General features: G+C 72.4%; 17 protein-coding genes. 8 read left to right on the forward strand and 9 right to left on the reverse strand.

Annotated features, from left to right (window positions below; genetic code table 11):
- On the forward strand, positions 1-672 hold the full coding sequence (locus AB0J71_RS38740) for an HNH endonuclease family protein (RefSeq protein WP_364419069.1): 672 nt from the start codon (positions 1-3) through the stop codon (positions 670-672).
- Here AB0J71_RS38740 and AB0J71_RS38745 read toward each other — a convergent pair.
- Both AB0J71_RS38745 and AB0J71_RS38750 read right to left on the reverse strand, forming a co-directional pair.
- Positions 659-1,918, reverse strand: coding sequence for a HAMP domain-containing sensor histidine kinase (locus AB0J71_RS38745; protein ID WP_364419071.1), 1,260 nt, complete (start codon positions 1,916-1,918; stop codon positions 659-661). The two genes, AB0J71_RS38740 and AB0J71_RS38745, sit on opposite strands and share 14 nt — an antisense overlap.
- Positions 1,915-2,592, reverse strand: coding sequence for a response regulator transcription factor (locus AB0J71_RS38750; protein WP_352322768.1), 678 nt, complete (start codon positions 2,590-2,592; stop codon positions 1,915-1,917). Before AB0J71_RS38750 ends, AB0J71_RS38745 begins: the two co-directional genes overlap by 4 nt.
- Positions 2,593-2,685: 93 nt before the next feature.
- Here AB0J71_RS38750 and AB0J71_RS38755 point away from each other — a divergent pair, with 93 nt between their 5' ends.
- Complete coding sequence (locus AB0J71_RS38755; RefSeq protein ID WP_352322769.1) at positions 2,686-3,096, forward strand: hypothetical protein; 411 nt, start codon at positions 2,686-2,688, stop codon at positions 3,094-3,096.
- A 24-nt stretch (positions 3,097-3,120) separates the two neighbouring features.
- Here the strand turns inward: AB0J71_RS38755 and AB0J71_RS38760 are convergent, their stop codons facing one another.
- From AB0J71_RS38760 to aceB, 7 genes are all read right to left on the reverse strand, one after another.
- A complete protein-coding gene (locus AB0J71_RS38760) occupies positions 3,121-3,333 on the reverse strand; it encodes a DUF2277 domain-containing protein (RefSeq protein WP_352322770.1) in 213 nt (70 codons plus the stop codon).
- A gap of 4 nt (positions 3,334-3,337) precedes the next feature.
- Positions 3,338-4,078 (reverse strand): IclR family transcriptional regulator, encoded by a 741-nt coding sequence (locus tag AB0J71_RS38765; RefSeq protein WP_364419073.1) that lies wholly within the window; start codon positions 4,076-4,078, stop codon positions 3,338-3,340.
- Positions 4,079-4,116: 38 nt separating this feature from the next.
- Positions 4,117-4,866, reverse strand: a complete 750-nt coding sequence (locus tag AB0J71_RS38770) for an IclR family transcriptional regulator (RefSeq protein WP_352322772.1) — start codon at positions 4,864-4,866, stop codon at positions 4,117-4,119.
- Complete coding sequence (locus AB0J71_RS38775) at positions 4,863-6,065, reverse strand: heterodisulfide reductase-related iron-sulfur binding cluster (protein WP_364419135.1); 1,203 nt, start codon at positions 6,063-6,065, stop codon at positions 4,863-4,865. Before AB0J71_RS38775 ends, AB0J71_RS38770 begins: the two co-directional genes overlap by 4 nt.
- 2 nt (positions 6,066-6,067) lie before the next feature.
- Positions 6,068-7,261 (reverse strand): FAD-binding oxidoreductase, encoded by a 1,194-nt coding sequence (locus AB0J71_RS38780; RefSeq protein WP_352322773.1) that lies wholly within the window; start codon positions 7,259-7,261, stop codon positions 6,068-6,070.
- Positions 7,261-8,700 carry an FAD-linked oxidase C-terminal domain-containing protein gene (locus AB0J71_RS38785; RefSeq protein ID WP_364419075.1) on the reverse strand — a complete coding sequence of 480 codons (1,440 nt, stop codon included), beginning with the start codon at positions 8,698-8,700 and terminating at the stop codon, positions 7,261-7,263. The genes AB0J71_RS38780 and AB0J71_RS38785 overlap by 1 nt, the downstream gene beginning before the upstream one ends.
- A 141-nt stretch (positions 8,701-8,841) precedes the next feature.
- On the reverse strand, positions 8,842-10,419 hold the full coding sequence (gene aceB, locus AB0J71_RS38790) for a malate synthase A (RefSeq protein ID WP_352322775.1): 1,578 nt from the start codon (positions 10,417-10,419) through the stop codon (positions 8,842-8,844).
- Between the two features lie 157 nt (positions 10,420-10,576).
- Between aceB and AB0J71_RS38795 the strand changes: the two genes are divergently transcribed.
- The 6 genes from AB0J71_RS38795 to AB0J71_RS38820 all read left to right on the forward strand — a co-directional run bounded on the left by AB0J71_RS38795 (position 10,577) and on the right by AB0J71_RS38820 (position 19,555).
- Positions 10,577-11,269, forward strand: a complete 693-nt coding sequence (locus AB0J71_RS38795) for a DUF4097 family beta strand repeat-containing protein (protein ID WP_352322776.1) — start codon at positions 10,577-10,579, stop codon at positions 11,267-11,269.
- A gap of 84 nt (positions 11,270-11,353) precedes the next feature.
- The gene (gene hflX, locus AB0J71_RS38800; protein WP_352322792.1) at positions 11,354-12,766 is read left to right on the forward strand and encodes a GTPase HflX; all 1,413 of its coding nucleotides are present in this window, start codon (positions 11,354-11,356) and stop codon (positions 12,764-12,766) included.
- Between the two features lie 427 nt (positions 12,767-13,193).
- The gene (gene hutI, locus AB0J71_RS38805) at positions 13,194-14,402 is read left to right on the forward strand and encodes an imidazolonepropionase (protein WP_125633626.1); all 1,209 of its coding nucleotides are present in this window, start codon (positions 13,194-13,196) and stop codon (positions 14,400-14,402) included.
- Positions 14,403-14,437: 35 nt separating this feature from the next.
- Positions 14,438-15,253: a DegV family protein gene (locus tag AB0J71_RS38810; RefSeq protein WP_364419077.1), complete on the forward strand. Its 816-nt coding sequence runs from the start codon at positions 14,438-14,440 to the stop codon at positions 15,251-15,253.
- A 680-nt stretch (positions 15,254-15,933) separates the two neighbouring features.
- On the forward strand, positions 15,934-16,575 hold the full coding sequence (locus AB0J71_RS38815; RefSeq protein WP_364419079.1) for a ComEA family DNA-binding protein: 642 nt from the start codon (positions 15,934-15,936) through the stop codon (positions 16,573-16,575).
- 1 nt (position 16,576) lies between these two features.
- Positions 16,577-19,555: a ComEC/Rec2 family competence protein gene (locus AB0J71_RS38820; RefSeq protein WP_364419081.1), complete on the forward strand. Its 2,979-nt coding sequence runs from the start codon at positions 16,577-16,579 to the stop codon at positions 19,553-19,555.
- Positions 19,556-19,859: the final 304 nt, after the last annotated feature.

Consider the following 19,859-nt stretch of genomic DNA (forward strand, 5'->3'; position numbering starts at 1 on the left):
GTGCGCATACGGGCGTTCACGGCCGGTCTGGCCATGGTGACGATGCTGGCCGGCTGCGGCGGCCTGGAGGCGCAGTCGGGCGGCGGCCCGGACCCGGCCAAACCGGACTCCGCGTCGGTCTCGGACGCCCGCAAGAAGCTGGCCAAGCTCAAGGTCAAGGGACGGGCCCCGCGCACCGGCTTCGACCGCGACCAGTTCGGCCCCGCCTGGGCCGACGTCGACCACAACGGCTGCGACACCCGCAACGACATCCTCAAGCGCGACCTGAAGGACGAGACGTTCAAGTCGGGCACCCACGACTGCATCGTGCTCACCGGCACCCTGGACGACCCCTACAGCGGCAAGACCATCAAGTTCAAGCGCGGCCAGGACACCAGCACGGCCGTCCAGATCGACCACCTGGTGCCGCTGTCGGACGCCTGGCAGAAGGGCGCGCAGCAGTGGTCGCCCACCAAGCGCAAGGAGTTCGCCAACGACCCGCTGAACCTGCTGGCGGTGGACGGCCCGCTGAACAACCAGAAGAGCGACTCCGACGCGGCCACCTGGCTGCCGCCGCGCAAGGCGTACCGGTGCGCCTACATCGCCCGCCAGATCGACGTGAAGAGCAAGTACGACGTCTGGATCACCGACGGTGAGAAGAGCGCGATGGAGGGCATACTCAAGGACTGCTGAGGGCCTCGCCGGGGGCGGTCAGCGTCAGCTCCACGCGGGCCCCGCCGCCCTCGGGCGCCGCGACGGCCAGCGTGCCGCCGCACGACTCGGCGGTGCGCCGCGCGATGTCCAGCCCGAGGCCGGTCGAGCCGCCCCCGCTGATCCCCCGCTCCAGCGCCCCCGGGTCGAACCCCGGCCCCGAGTCCTCGACGACCAGCAGCGTCCCGCCCGGCCGGGACGACAGCCGCACGGCCATGGCGGTCCCCTCCGGGGTGTGCGCGAAGACGTTGCCGAGCAGCGCGTCCACGCACGCGGCCAGCTCCTCGCCGCCGACGGCGACCGGCGCGGGCGCGTCGGGCAGCGACACCGACACCGGCCGCCCCTGGTCCTCGGCCAGCACCGACCAGAACCGCACCCGCTCGCGCACCACCTCGGCCGCGTCGCAGGAGCCGCGCCCGGCCGAGCGCCGCCGCGCCTCGGTGATGACCGCGCTGACCGCCCGCTCCAGTGCGTCCACCCTGTTCTGGACCCGGGCGGCCTCCTCCGGGTCGCGCAGCGACTCGGCCTCCAGCCGCAGGCCGGTCAGCGGCGTGCGCAGCCGGTGGGACAGGTCGGCGACCGACTCGCGCTCGGCGGCCAGCAGGTCGCCGATGCGCCCGGCCAGATGGTTGAGCGCCAGCGCCACCGACCGCACCTCCGGCGGCCCGCCCGGCTCGGCCCGCGCGCTCAGGTCGCCGCCGGCCAGCCGGTGCGACACGCGGGCCAGCCCGACCACGGGCCTGGTCACGGCCAGCGCCAGCCGGTCGGCCAGCACGATGCCGAGCACCATGAGCCCCAGCCCGAGCACGAGCAGCGCCAGCCAGGCGGCCCGCACGCCGTGCGTCAGCTCGTCGTCCGGCACGAACACCCTGATCACGGCCGTGCCGTCGGGGGACTGCGCCGACACCAGCACCTCCCGGCCGCCGGGGGCGACGGCGGTCACGCTGCGGCCCGTCGCGGCCAGCCGCACGGCGTCGGAGCGGGCGGCCGGCGCGCCCATCGTGCCCCCGCCGGGCAGGAACACCGTCACCCGCCGCGGCACCTGCTCGACGGCCAGCGGCAGGTCGGGCGTGCCGACCGCGACCGCGACGGACTCGGCGGCGGCGGTGGCCCGGCTCATCGCGCCGTTCTCGGCCACCGTGCCGATCAGCAGCGCCATCGGCACCAGCAGCGCGATCAGCACGAGCGACGTCGTCGCCGCCACCAGCAGCGCCAGCCAGCGCCTCACGACGGCCCGACCAGCTTGACCCCGACGCCTCTGACGGTGTGCAGGTAACGGGGCTCGGCCGCGGTCTCGCCGAGCTTCCTGCGCAGCCACGACAGGTGCACGTCCACGGTCTTGTCGGCGCCGCCGTACGGCAGCCGCCACACCTCCGTCAGCAGCTCGCGCTTGGTGACCACCTCGCCGGGCCGGGCCGCGAGGAAGTGCAGCACGTCGAACTCGCGCGGCGTGAGGTCGAGTGACACGCCGTCGAGCGTGGCCGTGCGCGCCCGGGGATCGACCCGCAGCCCGCCCACGGCCAGCGGCTCCGGCGCGGCCTCGCCCGCGCGCCGCAGCACCGCCCGCACCCGGGCGTCGAGCTGCCGGGCGCTGTACGGCTTGACCACGTAGTCGTCGGCCCCCGCGTCCAGGACGGGCACCATCTCGGCGTCGCCGTCGCGGGCGGTCGCCACGATGACCGGCACCCGGCTCACCGCCCGCAACATGCGCAGCAGCTCCACGCCGTCGAGGTCGGGCAGGCCCAGGTCGAGCACGATCAGGTCGGGACGGTCCTGCACGGCCAGCCGCAACCCCTCCAGCGCGGTCGGGGAGGAGGAGACCGCGTGGCCGAGATCGCGCAGGCCCCGGCTCAACGACGTCCGGATGGTCACGTCGTCCTCGATGAGCAGGATGTCAGCCATATACCCAAACCGTAGACGGTCCGTGGTGATGCACCGAGCATCGTTAGCGTCGCCTTAACCTGCGCTTAGCCGTACGTGGGGGAGGGTGGGAGCGTGAAGCGTCTCGTGCTGGCCTGGGCCGTCACCGCGGCCGCCGCTACCGGGGCGGCCGTGGCCGTGCTCGGCCTGCTCGGAACCGGGGTGACCGGCACGTCCAGCCGCGTGCTCAGCGGGCCGGAGGTGCGCGCCGCGCTCTCCACCGCCACCGCGCGCGCCGCCACGCCCATGCCGCGGACGTCCGCCCGCGCCCAGGACCGGCTCATGCGCACCGAGGCCGGCACGGTGATCGCCTCCTGCTCCGGCGGCCTGGTCACCCTGCGCTCCTGGAGCCCCGCCCAGGGCTACTCGGTGGACGGCGTCCAACCCGGCCCGGCCCGCGAGGCGAAGGTCGAGTTCGAGCCGGAGGACGGCGAGGAGGTCGAACTCAAGATCTTCTGCACTCCCGACGGCCCCGCCACCCGCTGACCGGCCCGCCGGGGCGCTGACGGGTCACCGGCCTCCGCGAACTTCCAGCGCCCCCAGCAACTCCTCGGACGCCCTGGTGATCGCCTCCACGGCCCGGTCGAACGCCTCGGCGTTGTGGGCGGCCGGGGCCCGGAATCCGGAGATCTTCCTGACGTACTGGAGCGCGGCGGCCCGCACGTCGTCCTCGGTCACGCTCTCGGCGTACGGCGGCCGCAGGGTCTTGATGCTTCTGCACATGCTCTCAACGGTAATAGCCGATGCGCTGGCTTATCTCCCTCGCGCCCGCGGCCAGCAACTCGCCGACCTCGGGCAGCCGCTCGGGCGTGAGCCGGTAGGACGGCCCGGACGCGCTGACCGCGGCCACCACCGAGCCGTCGGCCCCCCTGATCGGCGCCGCCACCGCGTTCAGCCCGACCTCCAGCTCCTCCACCGTGGCCGCCCAGCCGCGCCGCCTGATCTCCTCCAGGCCCAGGCCGGCGGCCGAGGTGACGGTGCGCGGCGTGTAGCGCTCCAGCTCGCCGGCCAGGCGCAGGGCGCCGAAGGCGAGCAGCACCTTGCCGCTGGAGGTGGCGTGCGACGGGGTGCGCTGGCCGACCCAGTTGTGGCCGCTGATCGCCGCCGGGCCGCGCACCTGGCTGATGTTGACGGTGTCGCCGTCCTGGGGGACCGCGATGTTGACGGTCTCGCCGATCTCCTCGGCCAGCCGCAGGCACACCTCGCGGCCCTCCCTGGACAGGTCGAGCTGGGCCGTGGCCGCGCCGGCCAGCCGTATGACGCCGAACCCCAGCCGGTAGCGCCCCCGGTCGCCGCTCTGCTCCACCAGCCCGCCCTGCTCCAGGGCGGCCAGCAGCCGGAACGCGGTGGACTTGTGCACGTCGAGCTCGACCGCGAGGTCCGTCACCCGGGTGGCGCCCTCGCGGGCCAGGATCTCCAGGATCGCGATGGCCCGGTCGACGGACTGAACCGTCGTGCTGTTGCTCACAGCGCAACAGAATAGCCGCCGGAGCCGGCCCGCAGGCGCTACTTCGACGAGGCCGGGGCCAGCTCGCGGCCGAAGTCGGCGGCGATCCTCCGCATGCCCTCGGCCAGCTCGTCGCGGTCGAGGGCGTCGATGCGCTCGGCCGGCCCCGACACCGACATCGCGGCCACCACCCGCTCGCCGTCGCGGACGGGCACCGCCAGGCAGTGGACGCCCAGCTCCTCCTCACCCAGGTCCGTCGCGTAGCCCCGCTCCTTGACCCGGCCGAGCTCGGCCAGCATGCCCGCCGCGTCGGTGATCGTGTTCGGGGTGCGCCGCGGCATGCCCGTACGCTCGAACACCGCCATCGCCTCGGCGGCCGCCCGCCCGGCCAGCAGCGCCTTGCCCACGGCCGTGCTGTGCGGCAGCACCCGCCTGCCGACCTCGGCGAACATGCGCAGCCTGCGCGGCGAGGGCACCTGCGCCACGTAGACGACGAAGTCGCCCTCGAGCACCGCCAGGTTCGCCGTCTCGCCGGACAGCTCCACCATCCGCGTCAGGTACGGCTGCGCCCACCCGCCCACCATGCTCTCCGCGATGCCGCCCAGGCGGACCAGCCCGCCGCCCAGCGCGTACCGGCGGTCGGACTCCTGGCGCACGTAACCGCGGGCGAGCAGCGTCTGCAGCAGCCGGTGGATGGTCCCGTACGGCAGGCCCGTCCGCGCCGCGATCTCCGACAGCCCGGCCTCGCCGCCGTGCTCGGCCAGCGCCTCCAGCACGTCGAGCGCCCGCTCGACCGACTGCACGCTCACAGCGACACCCCGCGCAAGGACGCGTCCAGCACCTCGGCGGTGTGGGCCACCCTGATCTCCTTCCCGGCCCGGCGCATCGCCGCGGCGATCTGCATCGTGCATCCCGGATTGGCCGAGACCAGCAGCTCGGCCCCGGTCGAGGCGACCGCCCCGGCCTTCCGGTCGCCGAGGTCGCGGGCCGCCTCCGGTTGCAGGATGTTGTACGTCCCCGCCGACCCGCAGCAGATCGCCGAGTCGGGCACCTCCCGCAGCTCCAGCCCGGGGATGCCGCGCAGCAGCTCGCGCGGCTGCGCCCGGACGCCCTGGGCGTGGGCCAGGTGACAGGCGTCGTGGTAGGCGACGGTGAGCGGCAGCGGATGCCGCCTGGCCGCCGGGCCCAGCTCGGCCAGGAACTCCGACAGGTCCCGCACCCGGAACCCGGGATCGGCGCCGAACAGCTCGCCGTACTCCTTCATGACCGAGCCGCAGCCGGCCGCGTTCACCACGACCGTCTCGACCCCCGCGCGCCGGAACGCCCTGACCGTCCGGCGGGCCAGCCGCCGGGCCTGATCGGCGCGCCCGGCGTGCACGCTGAGCGCCCCGCAACAGCCCTGCCCGGCCGGGACGAGCACGTCGCAGCCCTCCAGCGCCAGCACCCGCGCGGTGGCCGCGTTCACCTGCGGAAAGAACTCGCCCTGCACGCACCCGGTGAGCATCCCGACCACGGCCCTGCGCCTGCCCCTGGCCCTGACCAGGCGCGGCAGGCGCTGCCGGTGCTCCACGCGCGGCGCCAGCGCGGCCATGGCGCCCAGGCTCGGCTGGGCCCGCGTCAGGAACGGCGCCATCCGCCCGGCCAGCCACATCGTCGGCCGCAGCAGCCGCAGCCGGCGCGGGTAGGGGAACAGGCTGAACACGATCTCGCGCACCGCCCGATCCCGCGGCTCGCGCACGTGCGTGCGCTCGACCTCGGCCCGGGTCTGCTCGATCAGCCGGTCGTAGCGCACGCCCGACGGGCACGCCGTGACGCACGCCATGCAGCCCAGGCAGGCGTCGAAGTGCCCGGCCATCTCCGGGGTGACCGGAGTGCCCTCGACGTGCTGCTTCATCAGGTGGATGCGCCCGCGCGGCGAGTCCATCTCCTCGCCCCACAACGCGTACGTCGGGCACGTCGGCAGGCAGAACCCGCAGTGCACGCAGTCGCCGATCAGCTCCGGGTCCATGGTCACAGGCCTCCCGCCAGCCGTCCGGGCGACATCGTGCGCCCGGGGTCGAACCGTTCCTTGACCCGCCGCATCAACGGCAGCGCGCTCACCCGCCCCCACCTGTCGACCCCGGCGTACGGCGCGGCCAGCACGTTCACCCGGCCGCCCGCGGCCTCGACCCGCTCCCGCAGCCCGCTCACCAGGCCCGGCAGCGCGTCCCCGGCGACGGGCGCGCCCGGCTCCAGCAGCACCCGGCCGGCGACCACCGACCCGCGCAGCGACAGGCCGCACCCGGCCGCCGCCCGCAGCACGGCGCCGGCCGCCGCGGCCGGAAAACGCACCTCGGCCAGCACCTCACCCCGCGGCACGACCCCCCACCAGGACGGCGGCTCACCGGTCACCGCCCCGCCGCCGGCCAGGTCGCGCAGCGCCTCGGCGCGTGCCCGCGCGGCCGTGCCCTCCACCAGCACCGCCAGCGTCACCGGCCCGCCCGGCTCCGGACGGTCCACCTCCACCGCGCTCGGCTCGGCCTGCGCGGCCGCCAGCGCCGCCGCGACGCCCGGCACGTCGTCCGCGGGCATCACGGCGACCACCCAGCGCCGCTCGCCGGGCAGCGGATGCAGCCGGAACGTGGCCTCCGCGATCACCCCGAGGGTGCCGTACGAGCCGGTGAACAGCTTGCCGAGGTCGTAGCCCGCGACGTTCTTGACCACCTTGCCGCCCGACCGGGCGATCGTGCCGTCGGCCAGCACCACCGTGACGCCGATGAGCAGGTCGCGGGCGGTGCCGTAACGGAAGGCGCGCGGGCCGGGCAGTGCGGCGGCGAGGGTGCCCCCGACGGTCGCCTCCCCGGCGAACGGCACGTCGAGCGCCAGCTCCTGGCCGCGCGCCGCGAGCGCCGCCGCCAGCGCCGCCGTCCGCACGCCGGCCTGCGCGCGCACCACCAGGTCGCCCGCCGCGTGCTCCAGGACCGCGTCCAGGCGGCCCAGGCCGAGCAGCACGTCGCACCGCTCCGGCGGCGGACCCCAGTGCAGCTTCGTGCCGCCTCCGGCGGGCACCACCGCCAGGCCGGCCGCGGCGCACGCGCGCAGCACGGCGGCGACCTGCTCGACGGTCTCCGGCAGTGCCACCCACCGGGCACCCCACCGGTGCGCCGGGTCTTCGGGCCCGGCCGCCCTGACCGTCACGCCGGTGCCCGAGAACGGATCCGCCATCAGAACTGCTCCGCCTCACCCGACTCGACCAGCGGGTGCGCGCCCTTGCGCACGCCCGGCACCTCGCCGCACAACCGCGGCGTGGGGAACACCTTGCCCGGGTTGGACAGGCCGCCCGGGTCGAACGCGCACCGGACGAGCTGCATGGTGTCCAGATCGGCGCCGGTGAACATCTTCGGCATGTAGCGGGCCTTGTCCACCCCGACGCCGTGCTCGCCGGTGATCGAGCCGCCGTGCTGGACGCACAGGTCGAGGATCGCGCCCGAGACCGCCTCGGCCCGCTCGCCCGCGCCCGGCTCGGCGTCGTCGAACAGCACCAGCGGGTGCAGGTTGCCGTCGCCGGCGTGGAAGACGTTGGCCACCCTGATGCCGTGCTCGCGCGAGAGCCGGTCGATGGCCGCCAGCACGCCGGGCAGCGACGTGCGCGGCACGACGCCGTCCTGGACGATGTAGGCCGGGCTGATCCGGCCGACTGCCGCGAAAGCCGACTTGCGCCCCTTCCAGATGGCCGCGCGCTCCTCGGGACCGGCCGCCACGCGCAGCTCGAACGCGTCCGAGCAGATCTCCGTCAGCCGCGCGAACTCCCGCTCGACCGACTCGCGCGGCCCGTCCAGCTCCACGATCAGCACCGCGCCCGCTCCCCGCGGGTAGGAGCAGGCGACCGCCGCCTCGGCGGCCTCGATGGCCAGCGCGTCCATCATCTCGATCGCGGCCGGCACGATGCCCGCTCCGATGATCGCCGACACCGCCCGGCCGCCCTGCTCGATGTCCTCGAACGCGGCCAGCACCGTGGTCACCGCCTCCGGCGCCCGGCTCAGCCGCACGGTGATTCTGGTGGCGACGCCCAGCGTGCCCTCCGAGCCGACGAACGCGCCGAGCAGGTCGTAGCCCGGGTCCATGCGGTCGAGTACGACCAGGTCGCCGTCGGGGGTGACGATCTCGCACGCCTCGACGTGGTTGACGGTGAAGCCGTACTTGAGGCAGTGGGCGCCGCCGGAGTTCTCCGCCACGTTGCCGCCGATCGAGCAGACCTGCTGGCTGGAGGGGTCGGGGGCGTAGTAGTAGCCCGCGTCGCGCACGGCCTCGGTGATCGCCAGGTTCGTCACGCCCGGCTCGACCACGGCCCTGCGGTTGGGCAGGTCGATCTCCAGGATCCGGCGCATCTTCGAGGTGACGATGAGCACGCCGTCCTCGCGGGGGAGCGCGCCGCCGGACAGGCCCGTGCCCGACCCCCGGGCCACGAACGGCACCCCGAGGTCGTTGCACGTCCGGACCACCCCGGCGACCTGCTCGGCTGTCGCGGGCAGCACGACCACGCCCGGCGTCGCCCGGTGGCTGGTCAGCCCGTCGCACTCGTAGGTGCGCAGGCGCACCGGGTCGGTGATCACCGAGTCGGGAGGCAGCAGCGAGCGCAGCGCCGCCGTCAGCGTGTCGAGCACCAGTCACTCTCCAGATCCGTCACCTCTAGTGTGCGACTGTTTCCACCGGTCTGGCCAGTTTTCGGAGGCGGTTTGGGTGGGTTTCGGGGGGCCGCTTATGTCCGGCGCTGGCGCGCCGGACATAAGCGGAAATTTCAACATCTACGGCATTTGGGCGTACGCCGGCAGCGTCAGGAACTCGGCGAAGTCGTCGTCCAGCGCCACCTCCTTGAACAGCGCGGTCGCCTGCCCGAACAGCCGCTCGTCGTAGCCGGGCTCGGCCGAGATCCGGGCCAGCTCCTCGGCGATGATCCGCTCGACCAGCTCCTTGGTCACCTGCTCACCGGTGTCGGCCAGCGTGATGTCGTTGTGGATCCACTGCCAGATCTGCGAACGGGAGATCTCGGCCGTCGCGGCGTCCTCCATGAGGTTGTGGATCGCGACCGCGCCCAGCCCGCCCATCCAGGCGGCCAGGTAGCGCAGGGCCACGTCGACGTTGTTGCGCAGGCCCGTCTCGGTGATCTCGCCGGGCGTCTCGGAGACCGACAGCAGGTCGGCGGCCGAGACGCGGACGTCCTCGCGCAGCCGGTCGAGCTGGTTGGGCCGCGCCCCCAGGACGCCGTCGAACACCTCTCGGCACACCGGCACGAGGTCGGGATGGGCCACCCACGAGCCGTCGAACCCGTCGCCCGACTCGCGCGTCTTGTCGGCCCGGACCTTCTCCAGCGCCACCGCGTTGACCTCGGGGTCGCGCCGGGAGGGGATGAACGCCGCCATCCCGCCGATGGCGTGCGCGCCGCGCTTGTGGCACGTACGCACCAGCAGTTCGGTGTAGGCCCGCATGAACGGCGCGGTCATCGTCACCGCGTTCCGCTCGGGCAGCAGGAACTCCCGCCCCCGCGTGCGGAACTTCTTGATCACGCTGAACAGGTAGTCCCAGCGGCCCGCGTTGAGCCCGGCCGAGTGGTCGCGCAGCTCGTAGAGGATCTCCTCCATCTCGAACGCCGCCGGATAGGTCTCGATGAGCACGGTCGCCCTGATGGTCCCGTACGGGATGCCCAGCAGCTCCTGGGCCCGGGTGAACACGTCGTTCCAGAGCCGCGCCTCCAGGTGCGACTCCATCTTCGGCAGGTAGAAGTAGGGCCCCTTGCCCTTGTCGAGCTGACGCTGGGCGCAGTGGAAGAAGTAGAGCCCGAAGTCGAACAGCGACGCCGACACCGGCCGCCCGTCCACCTGGGCGTGCTTCTCGTCCAGGTGCCAGCCGCGCGGGCGCACCACGATCGTGGCCAGCTCGTCGTCGGGCCGCAGCGCGTACGTCTTGCCGCCGGTCTCGAAGTCGATCGCCCGGTCGAGCGCCTCGCGCAGGTTGAGTTGCCCGGACACGCAGTTCTCCCACAGGGGCGAGTTGGCGTCCTCGAAGTCGGCCAGCCACACCTTGGCGCCGGAGTTGAGCGCGTTGATGGTCATCTTCCTGTCGACCGGCCCGGTGATCTCGACACGGCGGTCCTCCAGGCCCGGGGCCGGCGGCGCGACCTGCCAGTCGCCCTCCCTGACCTCCTTGGTCTCCGGCAGGAAGTCGAGCGTCCCGCCGGCCGACAACTCCGCCTGACGCGCCTGGCGGGCTTCGAGCAGCTCCAGCCGCCTGGCGCCGAACTCCCGCTGGAGAGCGGCCACGAAACCGAGGGCCTCCGGCGTGAGGATCTCGTCGAACCGTTCGAGCATCGGGCCGGTGATCTCCATGTCCCCCTCTTTTCCGTAGAGTGGAAAACCGATTCTGGATTGTGGAAGTGAAGCTACTCCGCCCGGGGTTCCCCGGTCAAAGGCTGGGGTACCCCTGGGTCGTCTTCGGGGGCATCCCCGATGCGCAGGGCGTCATGCCCGCGAAAGGATCGGGGGCATGAAGACGATTGCTGTGGCGGGCGGGCTGCTGGCCGCCGCGCTGGTGCTGACGGGTTGCCGGATCGAGAGCTTCGGCGGTTCCACGAACCAGGACACCGTGTCCTACCAGGTGTCGGACAAGGTTTCCAAGCTGCAGGTCAAGAGTGACGCCGGCGACACGGTGATCACCGAGACCGACGGCACCGCCGTCCGGGTGGTCGAGACGTTGCGCTGGCGGGGCGACGACAAGCCCAAGCCGCAGCACAAGGTCGAGGGCCAGGCGCTTTTCGTGACGTACGACTGCCCGTCCAACTGGGGGAGCTGCAGTGTCGACTACAAGATCGAGGTGCCCAGGGGGCTGGCCGTCGACCTCGACAGCGACTCGGGTGACATCACCCTGCGGGCGCTGAGCGGTGAGCTCGACGCCAAGCTCGACTCCGGCGACCTCGAAGGCTCCGGCATGACCGGCAAGAAGGTGCACGTCCAGGCCGACTCGGGCAACGTCGAGCTCAAGTACGCCACCGCGCCGGACAACGCGGAGCTGCGGGCCGACTCGGGCGACGTCGTCCTCAGGGTGCCCATGGGGTCCTACGACGTGAAGACCGACGTGGATTCCGGCGACGCCAACGTCTCGATCAAGTCCGACCCGAGCTCCCCCCGCAAGATCTCGCTGACCGCCAGTTCCGGCGACGTGACGCTCTCGGCGGGATAACCAGGTGATGACGCCGGGGATGTCGTGCCACCATCGTGGGAAGACACCGAGGTGTCCAGACGTTCCCTCATAGAGATGACACGAATGCACGAATACACCGCGCTCGACGAGTTCGAGACCGGCGACATGGACCTCGAGGAGCGCCAAGCGCTGCGCCGCGTGGCGGGCCTCTCCACCGAACTCCAGGATGTCTCCGAGGTCGAGTACCGGCAGCTGCGGCTCGAGCGGGTCGTCCTCGTCGGCGTCTGGACCTCCGGAACCGCCGAAGACGCCGAGAACTCCCTGCTGGAGCTCAAGCTCCTGGCCGAGACGGCCGGGTCCGAGGTGCTCGAAGGGCTCATCCAGCGGCGTCAGAAGCCCGACCCGGCCACCTACATCGGCTCGGGCAAGGCCCTGGAGTTGCGCGACGTGGTCGAGTCGACCGGCGCCGACACCGTGATCTGCGACGGCGAGCTGACCCCCGGCCAGCTCCGCCAGCTGGAGGAGACGGTCAAGGTCAAGGTCATCGACCGTACGGCGCTGATCCTCGACATCTTCGCCCAGCACGCCAAGAGCCGCGAGGGCAAGGCCCAGGTCGAGCTGGCGCAGCTGCAGTACCTGCTGCCGCGCCTGCGAGGCTGGGGTGGCAACCTGTCCCGCCAGGTCGGCGGTCGCGCCGCGGGCGGCGTGGGCATCGGCGGCCGCGGCCCCGGTGAGACCAAGATCGAGCTTGACCGGCGCCGCATCCGCGACCGCATGTCCAAGCTGCGCCGCCAGATCAGCGGCATGTCCACCTCGCGCGAGACCATGCGCCACCGGCGCCAGCGGCGCGAGGTCCCGGCCGTGGCCATCGCGGGCTACACCAACGCGGGCAAGTCCTCGCTGCTCAACCGCATCACCGGTGCGGGCGTGCTGGTCGAGGACGCGTTGTTCGCCACGCTCGACCCGACCGTGCGCCGCGCCCGCACGCCGGAGGGCCGGCTGTTCACGATCGCCGACACCGTCGGCTTCGTGCGCCACCTGCCCCACCAGCTCGTCGAGGCGTTCCGGTCCACGCTGGAGGAGGTCGCCGACGCCGACCTGATCCTGCATGTCGTCGACGGCTCGCACCCCGACCCCGAGGGGCAGCTCGCGGCCGTCCGCGAGGTGTTCGCCGACATCGAGGGCGCCTCCGAGGTGCCCGAGGTCGTGGTGATCAACAAGGCCGACGCGGCCGACCAGGAGGTGCTCGACCGCATCGCCAGGCGCGAGCGCGACAGCATCGTGGTCTCCGCCCGCACCGGCAAGGGCGTCCCCGAGCTCATGCGGCTCATCGAGGAGCGGCTGCCGCGCCTCGACCACGAGGTCCACCTGCTGGTGCCCTACGACCGGGGCGACCTGGTCTCGCGGGCCCACAAGGAGGGCGAGGTGCTGTCCGTGGAACACGTGCAGGACGGCACCGTCCTGCACGCCCGCGTGCTGCCGAGCCTGTTCCAGGAACTGGAGCGGGTGGGCAAGCCGGTCGAACGCGTCTCTTAGCGGGACGGCTGGGCAGCTCTCGCTCAAAGTAGCGCAGAGCTGCCCAAATAGTGCAGTGGTCCCGGAACCCTGGGGTTGCTAGGATGGCCAGACCTAACGTTGGTCTGGTTTTTTGGTTTCGGTTCTGGGTTTCGGATGATGACGTTGAGTGCGGCAGTCGTCAGCGGGGGCCAGGGGGGCAAGGCGTGGCTGGGTGACGGATGGGATGAGTGGTCTTTCTTCCGAATAACCCTGTACACCAAGCCCGGCTGTGAAATAACGTAACTGAACTGAAATCGCCGGGTCATGTCTCCGGCGATACGGTCACCGCACAACATCACGCGGATGAGAGCAGGAGACCCCCCATGTCGTCCGGACCCGGAGCGGACTCAGTGGGCGCGGCACAGGCCGTGCGCTGGGTGTTGCGCCTGCAGGGGGCGGTGGTGCGATGACCGTTCGGCTCTTGACCAACATCGGCCGCCTGTGGACGGGTAACGAGGTCCTCAGCAACGCGGCCATCCTCGTGCACAACGACCGCATCGCCTGGGTCGGGCGGGCGCCCGACCTCCCGCAGAGCGTGCCCGGCGTCGTCGACGACATCGTCGACGTCGACCACGTGGAGAACCTCGGCGGCGCGCTCGTCACGCCCGGCCTCATCGACGCCCACACGCATCCGGTCTACGCCGGCAACCGCTACGCCGAGCTGGCCATCCGCACCGGCGGCTCCAGCGCGGCCTCGATCACCGCGGCGGGCGGCGGCGTCGGCTCCACCGTCACCGTGACGCGCGGCACCGACCCCTGGACGTTGTGCAACGGCGTGCGCGAACGGCTGCGGAGCTGGCTGCTCAGCGGCACCACCACCGTCGAGGCCAAGACCGGCTACCACCTCACCCGCGACGGCGAGCTGGCCGACGTGCGGCTCCTGCGCGAGCTGGAGAAGGAGCCGATGATGCCGCGGGTGCACGTCACCTTCCTCGCGGCGCACGTCGTGCCTCCCGAGTACTTCGGCCGTCAGCGCGAGTACGTCGAGGCCGTGGGCGCCTGGTGCGCCGACGCGGCGGCGGCCGGCGCCGACAGCGTCGACGTCTACTGCGACGAGGGCCACTTCACCACCGAGGAGTCCCGCTGGGTCCTCGCCTCGGGCCGCAACGTGGGGCTGCTCCCGCGCATCCACGCCGGCCTGTTCAGCCGTCGCGGCGCCGTGCAGCTGGCCGCCGAGCTCGGCTGCGCCTCCGCCGACGGCCTGCACCACATGTCCGACGAGGACATCGCGATCATGTCCCGCTACGGCGTGCCCGCGGTGGTCTGCCCCGCCACGGCGCTCCAGCGCGGCCACGTGCCGCCGGTCCGCCAGATGATCAAGCACGGCGTGCAGATCGCCCTCGGCAGCGACCACAACCCCGGCTACTGCGGCATCACCTCGATGTCGCTGGTCATCGCCATGGCGGTGTCGGCGTTCGGCATGAGCGTCAACGACGCGCTGCGCGCGGCCACGCTGGGCGGCGCGACCGTCCTCGGGGCGCCCGACCGCGGGGTGCTGGCTCCCGGCCGGCTGGCCGACATCGTCCAGTGGGACGCCGACCACGAGGGCGCCTTCGCCTGGTCCTTCGGCCTCAAGCCGCGCCGGGTCTGGCGGGGCGGCACGCCGGTCCAGTAACCCCGGACCCGGGAGCGGGTGGCTAATCTCGGGATATGCCGCCCTCTGTCGCCGTTGTCACCGATTCCACCGCTTACCTGCCCGACGTGCCCGGTGTGACGGTGGTGCCGGTACAAGTGGTCGCCCGCGGCATCCCGCACGACGAGGACACCTTCACCGGCGACCTGGCCACCGCCACCACCTCGCGTCCGTCGCCCGCGCGCTTCGCGACCTGCTACGACGAACTGGCCGCCGCCGGCGCCACCGGCGTGGTCTCCATCCACCTGTCCGGCGAACTGTCCGGCACCGTCGAGTCCGCCCTCGCGGCGGCCAAGGACGCGCCGGTGCCGGTGGAGGTGATCGACAGCCGGTCCATCGCGATGGGCCTGGGCTATCCCGTGCTGGCGGCCGCGCGCTCGGCCGCCGCCGGCGCCCCCCTGGCCGACGTGGCCGACGCCGCCCGCCGCACCGCCGCCGTCACCCGGACCTTCTTCTACGTGGACACCCTGGAGTACCTGCGCCGGAGCGGGCGCATCGGGGCCGCCACGTCGTTGTTCGGCTCGGCCCTCATGATCAAACCACTGCTGCACATCGTGGACGGGCGCATCTCCCTGCTGGAGAAGGTACGGACGTCGGGGCGGGCCATCGCGCGGCTGGAGGACCTGGCGGTGAAGGCGGCCATGGAGCTGGGCGGGGCCGGGGTGGCGGTGCAGCACATGGGGGCCCGGGGACGGGCCGAGGCGTTGGGGGAGCGGTTGTCCAAGCGGGTGACGGCGGCTTGTGAGGTGCGGGTGGTGGAGGTGGGGGCGGTGATCGGGGCTCATGTGGGGCCGGGGATGCTGGGGGTGACGGTCACGGCGTACGAGGGGTGACCGGCTTCTCTTCTCCGTTTCTGTGAGGGCCTTCCTCCGGGTCGGTGCTGTGTTTTCCACAGTCGTCTCGTCTCTTGGCCTCGCTGTCCCCAGAACTCGGTTCGGTGGCTTGGGGGCGGCGTGGCATCCCTAAGTTCGTCGGCGTGCGATCTCAGGACCCGACGGCAGAGCGGACCATAGCCGAATCCAGGCTCCGGTCGATCACGAGCCCTGCCCGCCGGCCGCGTCCGGGACGACGCAACAGACATCCGTACGGCGACGAGGCCCACAACCTCCCGACCTCCCGGCTCAGCGCCGCCCCGCCATCTCCCGCGGCTACTCCTTCTGCGTCCGCTTCTTCCGTGCCCGAACGGTGGGATGGGCGTGGGGTTGCGCCTTCCTCCGAGCCGGGAAGTGACGGCGGGGGTGAGCTTGCGTCCGAGCTGTGGAGTGAGCCTTGGCCTGCATCGAGGGCCGGGCGTGCGGCGGGGCCTCAGGCGATGTCGCAGGCCGAGCATCAGGCAGAGCGACGGGGAGAACCGGAGGAGAACGTCCTCAGAGCCGAATGCCGGGCTGGGCGCCGGGCCGAGCGCCGGGCCGAGCGCCGGGCCGAGCGTCGGAGCGGGCCGTTGAGTGAGCCCCAGACCGCCACAGGGGCGTCCCCGCACATCCCTCGGCGGCTCACCGGCAGCCCCGCCCCCATGCCCCCGACCTTCCAAGCGTTCCGCGACGCCATCACCTCGGCCGAGCCTTCCACCGCCATCGACCTCAGCAAGCCTGGCCTGCGCGTGCTCGTCGCCGTCGGTGCCCTGGCCGTCGCGGTCGCCGTCTTCTTCGTCTGGCGCTCCCAGCCCACGCCGGAGCCCCTTCCGCCGCCACCTGCGACCCCCCTTCCATCCCCGTCACCCACCGCCGCCAAGGTGACCGTCCAGGTGGCGGGCAAGGTCCGCAACCCCGGCGTCTACCTGCTCCCTCAGGGCTCCCGTGTGACGGACGCGGTGACGGCGGCGGGCGGGCTCAAACACGGCGCCTCCACGGGCCCCCTCAACCTGGCCCGACGTCTGATCGACGGAGAGCAGATCATGGTCGGTGCTCCGTCTGCGGTCGTCGCCGCCGTACCTCCCGGATATCCCGGTGCAGACCCCGCCGCAGCGATTCTCGACCTCAACGCCGCCACCCCCGACCAACTCGAAGAACTCCCGGGAGTGGGAGAGGTGCTGGCCGCCAGGATCGCCGAATTCCGCACCGCCCACGGCGGCTTCACCAGCGTGGATCAGCTCCGCGAGGTGAGCGGCATCGGCCCGAGAAAGTACGAGGAAATCAAGCCGAAGGTCCGCGTCTGACATGCCGCCCTTCGACGCCCCCTCGAACCCCGGTCCTTCTGCAATCCCCATGCGCCCGGCCACCGTAGACCCTCTGCGTCCCGTCACCACCGGCCCTCTGCGTCCCGTCACCACCGACCGTCTGCGTCCCGTCACCACCGACCGTCTGCGTCCCGTCACCACCGGTCCTCTGCGCCTTGCCAGCGCCGACGACGGCGAGCACACGCGCTCGTGGACGCTCGTCCTCCCGGCGCTGTCTGCCTGGGCCAGCGCCCTGATCATGCTCGGCCAATCACCCGTCGTGGGCATGACGACAGCCGCCATCACCGCCCTGGCCGCAGGCGTCCTGACCTGGCGCACCCGCTCGCCGTTCCCCCGCTCGTCCCTCATCTGTTCGCTGATCAGCCGGTTCCTGCCGGCCTCGTTCGGATCTGTCTCCTCTCAGCCGCTCCTGCCGTTCAGCCGCCACCGGTCGCTACGTCCGTCGCCCTCTCCCTCAGGACGGATCCCTTCCGGTCAGCCTTCGCCCTTCTCGGGGGCTTGGCGGAACGTGGTGCTCGCGACACTCATCTGCGCCGCGGCGGCCTCCGCGTCTGTCGCCTTCCGCGTCCAGGCGCTGACCACCGGCCCGGTGGCCGAACTCGCCGTCAGGAACGCGACTGTGACCGCCCAGATCGTCCTGTCCGACGACCCGAAGCGCAGGCCACGCAGAAGCGGCCACTTCAACCGGGACAGCTACGTGATCCCGGCCACCCTCAAGATCATCGAGTCGGCGGCGCGGCAGACGGGCAGATCCACTACCGGTCGATCCGAAGAGGGCCGTCCTGGTGTCCCTGGAAGCAGTGACGGAGGTAGGGCGCAGGAATCCCCGCCACCGGAACGCCAAGCCGTCGATGTCCCCATCACGGTGTTCGCCGGCGGCAACGCCTGGAGCACCCTGCTGCCGAGCCAACGGCTGCAGGTCACCGGCCGCTTGGCGCAACCGACGCCTGGCGACCTGGTGGCAGCCGTCCTCCTGGTACGAGGCGAGCCCCGCGTCCTGACACCGCCCTCGTCCATGCAGTCCATGGCGGGCACCCTCAGAACCGGCCTCCGGACAGCCGCCGACCCCCTCCCGCCCGACCAGCGCGGCCTCGTGCCCGGCCTGGTCGTCGGAGACGTCTCCCGCATCGACCCTCAGGTGGCCGCCGACCTCAAAGAAGCGGGCCTGAGCCACCTGAACGCCGTAAGCGGCGCAAACCTCGCCATCGTCGCAGGCGCCGCCCTGGCGCTCTCCCGCCTGGTCGGCCTCTCCCTGCCCCTGAGAGCCGTTCTCGCGGCTGTCGCGATGCTCGCGTTCACCGTGGTGGCCCGGCCGTCCCCGAGCGTTCTGCGTGCCCTGCTGATGGGCCTGGCCGCCGCCCTCGCCTTGGGTACCGGACGAGCGAAGGACGGCCTCGCCGCTCTCTCGGCAACCGTCCTCCTGCTGGTCCTGTTCGCGCCGGAACTGGCGCGTTCGTACGGCTTCGCCCTCTCCGTCGCGGCCACCGCCGGCATCCTCCTCCTCGCACCCCGCTGGCGCGACAAACTCTCCACTCCACCACCGACGGCGAGTGGCGACTGCGACGCCACCAAAGCGTCCACGCCGACAGACCGGAATGCGGAAAAGACGAGGGAACGCGGCAGCGTATATGGGCATGCGGCGAACGCAGACGAAGAGGCCGGTGACAGCCGCGCGACCTCGCCCCCCGACGTCGCGGCGGCCGGTCGAGGAGGTGCCGTCGCAAGGATGTGCCGCTTGCCGAGATGGCTGGCGGAGGCGCTGGCCGTGTCGGCTGCCGCGCAAGCGGCCGTGACGCCCGTCCTGGTGCTGATGTCGGGTCAGTTGACGCTGGTGGCGGTGCCCGCCAACCTGCTCGTGGCCCCTGCCGTGGCTCCCGCGACCCTGCTCGGTTTCGCCGCCGCCCTGGTGGCCCCGATCTGGCCGGACGCCGCCGGCATGCTGGTCATCCCGGCCGGATACGCGGTGGGCTGGATCGTCACCGTGGCTCGCTGGGCAGTGAACGTCCCTCTCGCCACCCTGCCGTGGCCGGGCGGCCTCCCCGGCCTGGGGCTCCTCGCGCTCGCCGTGGCCGTCGCGATCCCGGTGCTCAGGTACCCTCGCTGGCGGACGATGGCGCTGCTGACCGCAGGGGCCGCTCTGGTCGCCGTACTGGTGATCCGTCCGCTGACGGGGGCTTGGCCGCCCAAGGGCTGGCTGATGGTGATGTGCGACGTCGGGCAGGGCGACGGGCTGGTGGTGGCGGCCGGACCTGGACGAGGCGTGGTCGTGGACACCGGCCCCGACCCGGTCGTCATGGATCGATGCCTGCGCAGGCTCGGCGTCGAGGACGTTCCCCTGCTCGTCCTGACCCATCCGCACGCCGACCACGTGGACGGCCTGCCAGGCGTGCTCAGGAACCGACGTGTGGGAGCCGTGATCGTCAGCCCTCGGCCGACGGCGGTGCAGTCCAGCGCGCGGATCTCGGCCGTACTGGCTCGACACCGGGTTCCGGAAGCGAACGCTGAACCTGGCACGCGATGGCGGTTCGGCCCGTCTGAGCTCACCGTCGTCGCCCCCGAGCCGGCGGGGGGCGGGAGGAACGGCCAAGGCGAAGGCAGCGTGATCAACAACTCCAGCGTCGTCATCCACGTACGCTGGCGCGCCGGTTCCGCCCTGCTCGCCGGAGACCTGGAGACCGAGGCGCAAGACGACCTCGCACGCCACCTCGCCCTGCGCGCCGACATCCTCAAGACCCCGCACCACGGCTCGAATCGCCAGTCCCCGGCGTTCCTCGGCTCGCTGGGTGCACGGGCCGCCCTGATCAGTGTGGGCACCGGCAACGACTACGGCCACCCGGCCACATCGACCCTCGCCCTCCTCCACCGTCTCGGCGCCGCCATCTACCGCACCGATCGATCGGGTGACCTGGCAGTCGTCGAACACGAAGGCAGTCTGGCCGTGGTCCCCCGTGGCCCGTGAGTCATCCGACACCGACCGATCGGGCCCCACATTCATTGACGCGGAAGGGGAGCAAAGGGACTGGCACCGGTGCGTCACCTGAACGGATCCAGAAACTGGCCGCAGGGGCCGTGGTCAAGTTATGAGCGGTCGCGGGCTGGTGACGTCTCGCGCCTGTTGGCGAGCTGATCTTCTGGTCGGGGATGTCGGCGGTTCGTGGGGTGGCGGCGGCCGCCTTCGGGGGCCGGCCCCTGGCTTTCGGGAGACCGTGGCCTCGGCATTGGGGAGGCCATGGTCACTAAAGGGGGGCGGCGGCGATGGCTGC

Origin of the sequence: Nonomuraea sp. NPDC049637 (genome assembly GCF_040675235.1) — a bacterium.
Classification (GTDB): domain Bacteria; phylum Actinomycetota; class Actinomycetes; order Streptosporangiales; family Streptosporangiaceae; genus Nonomuraea.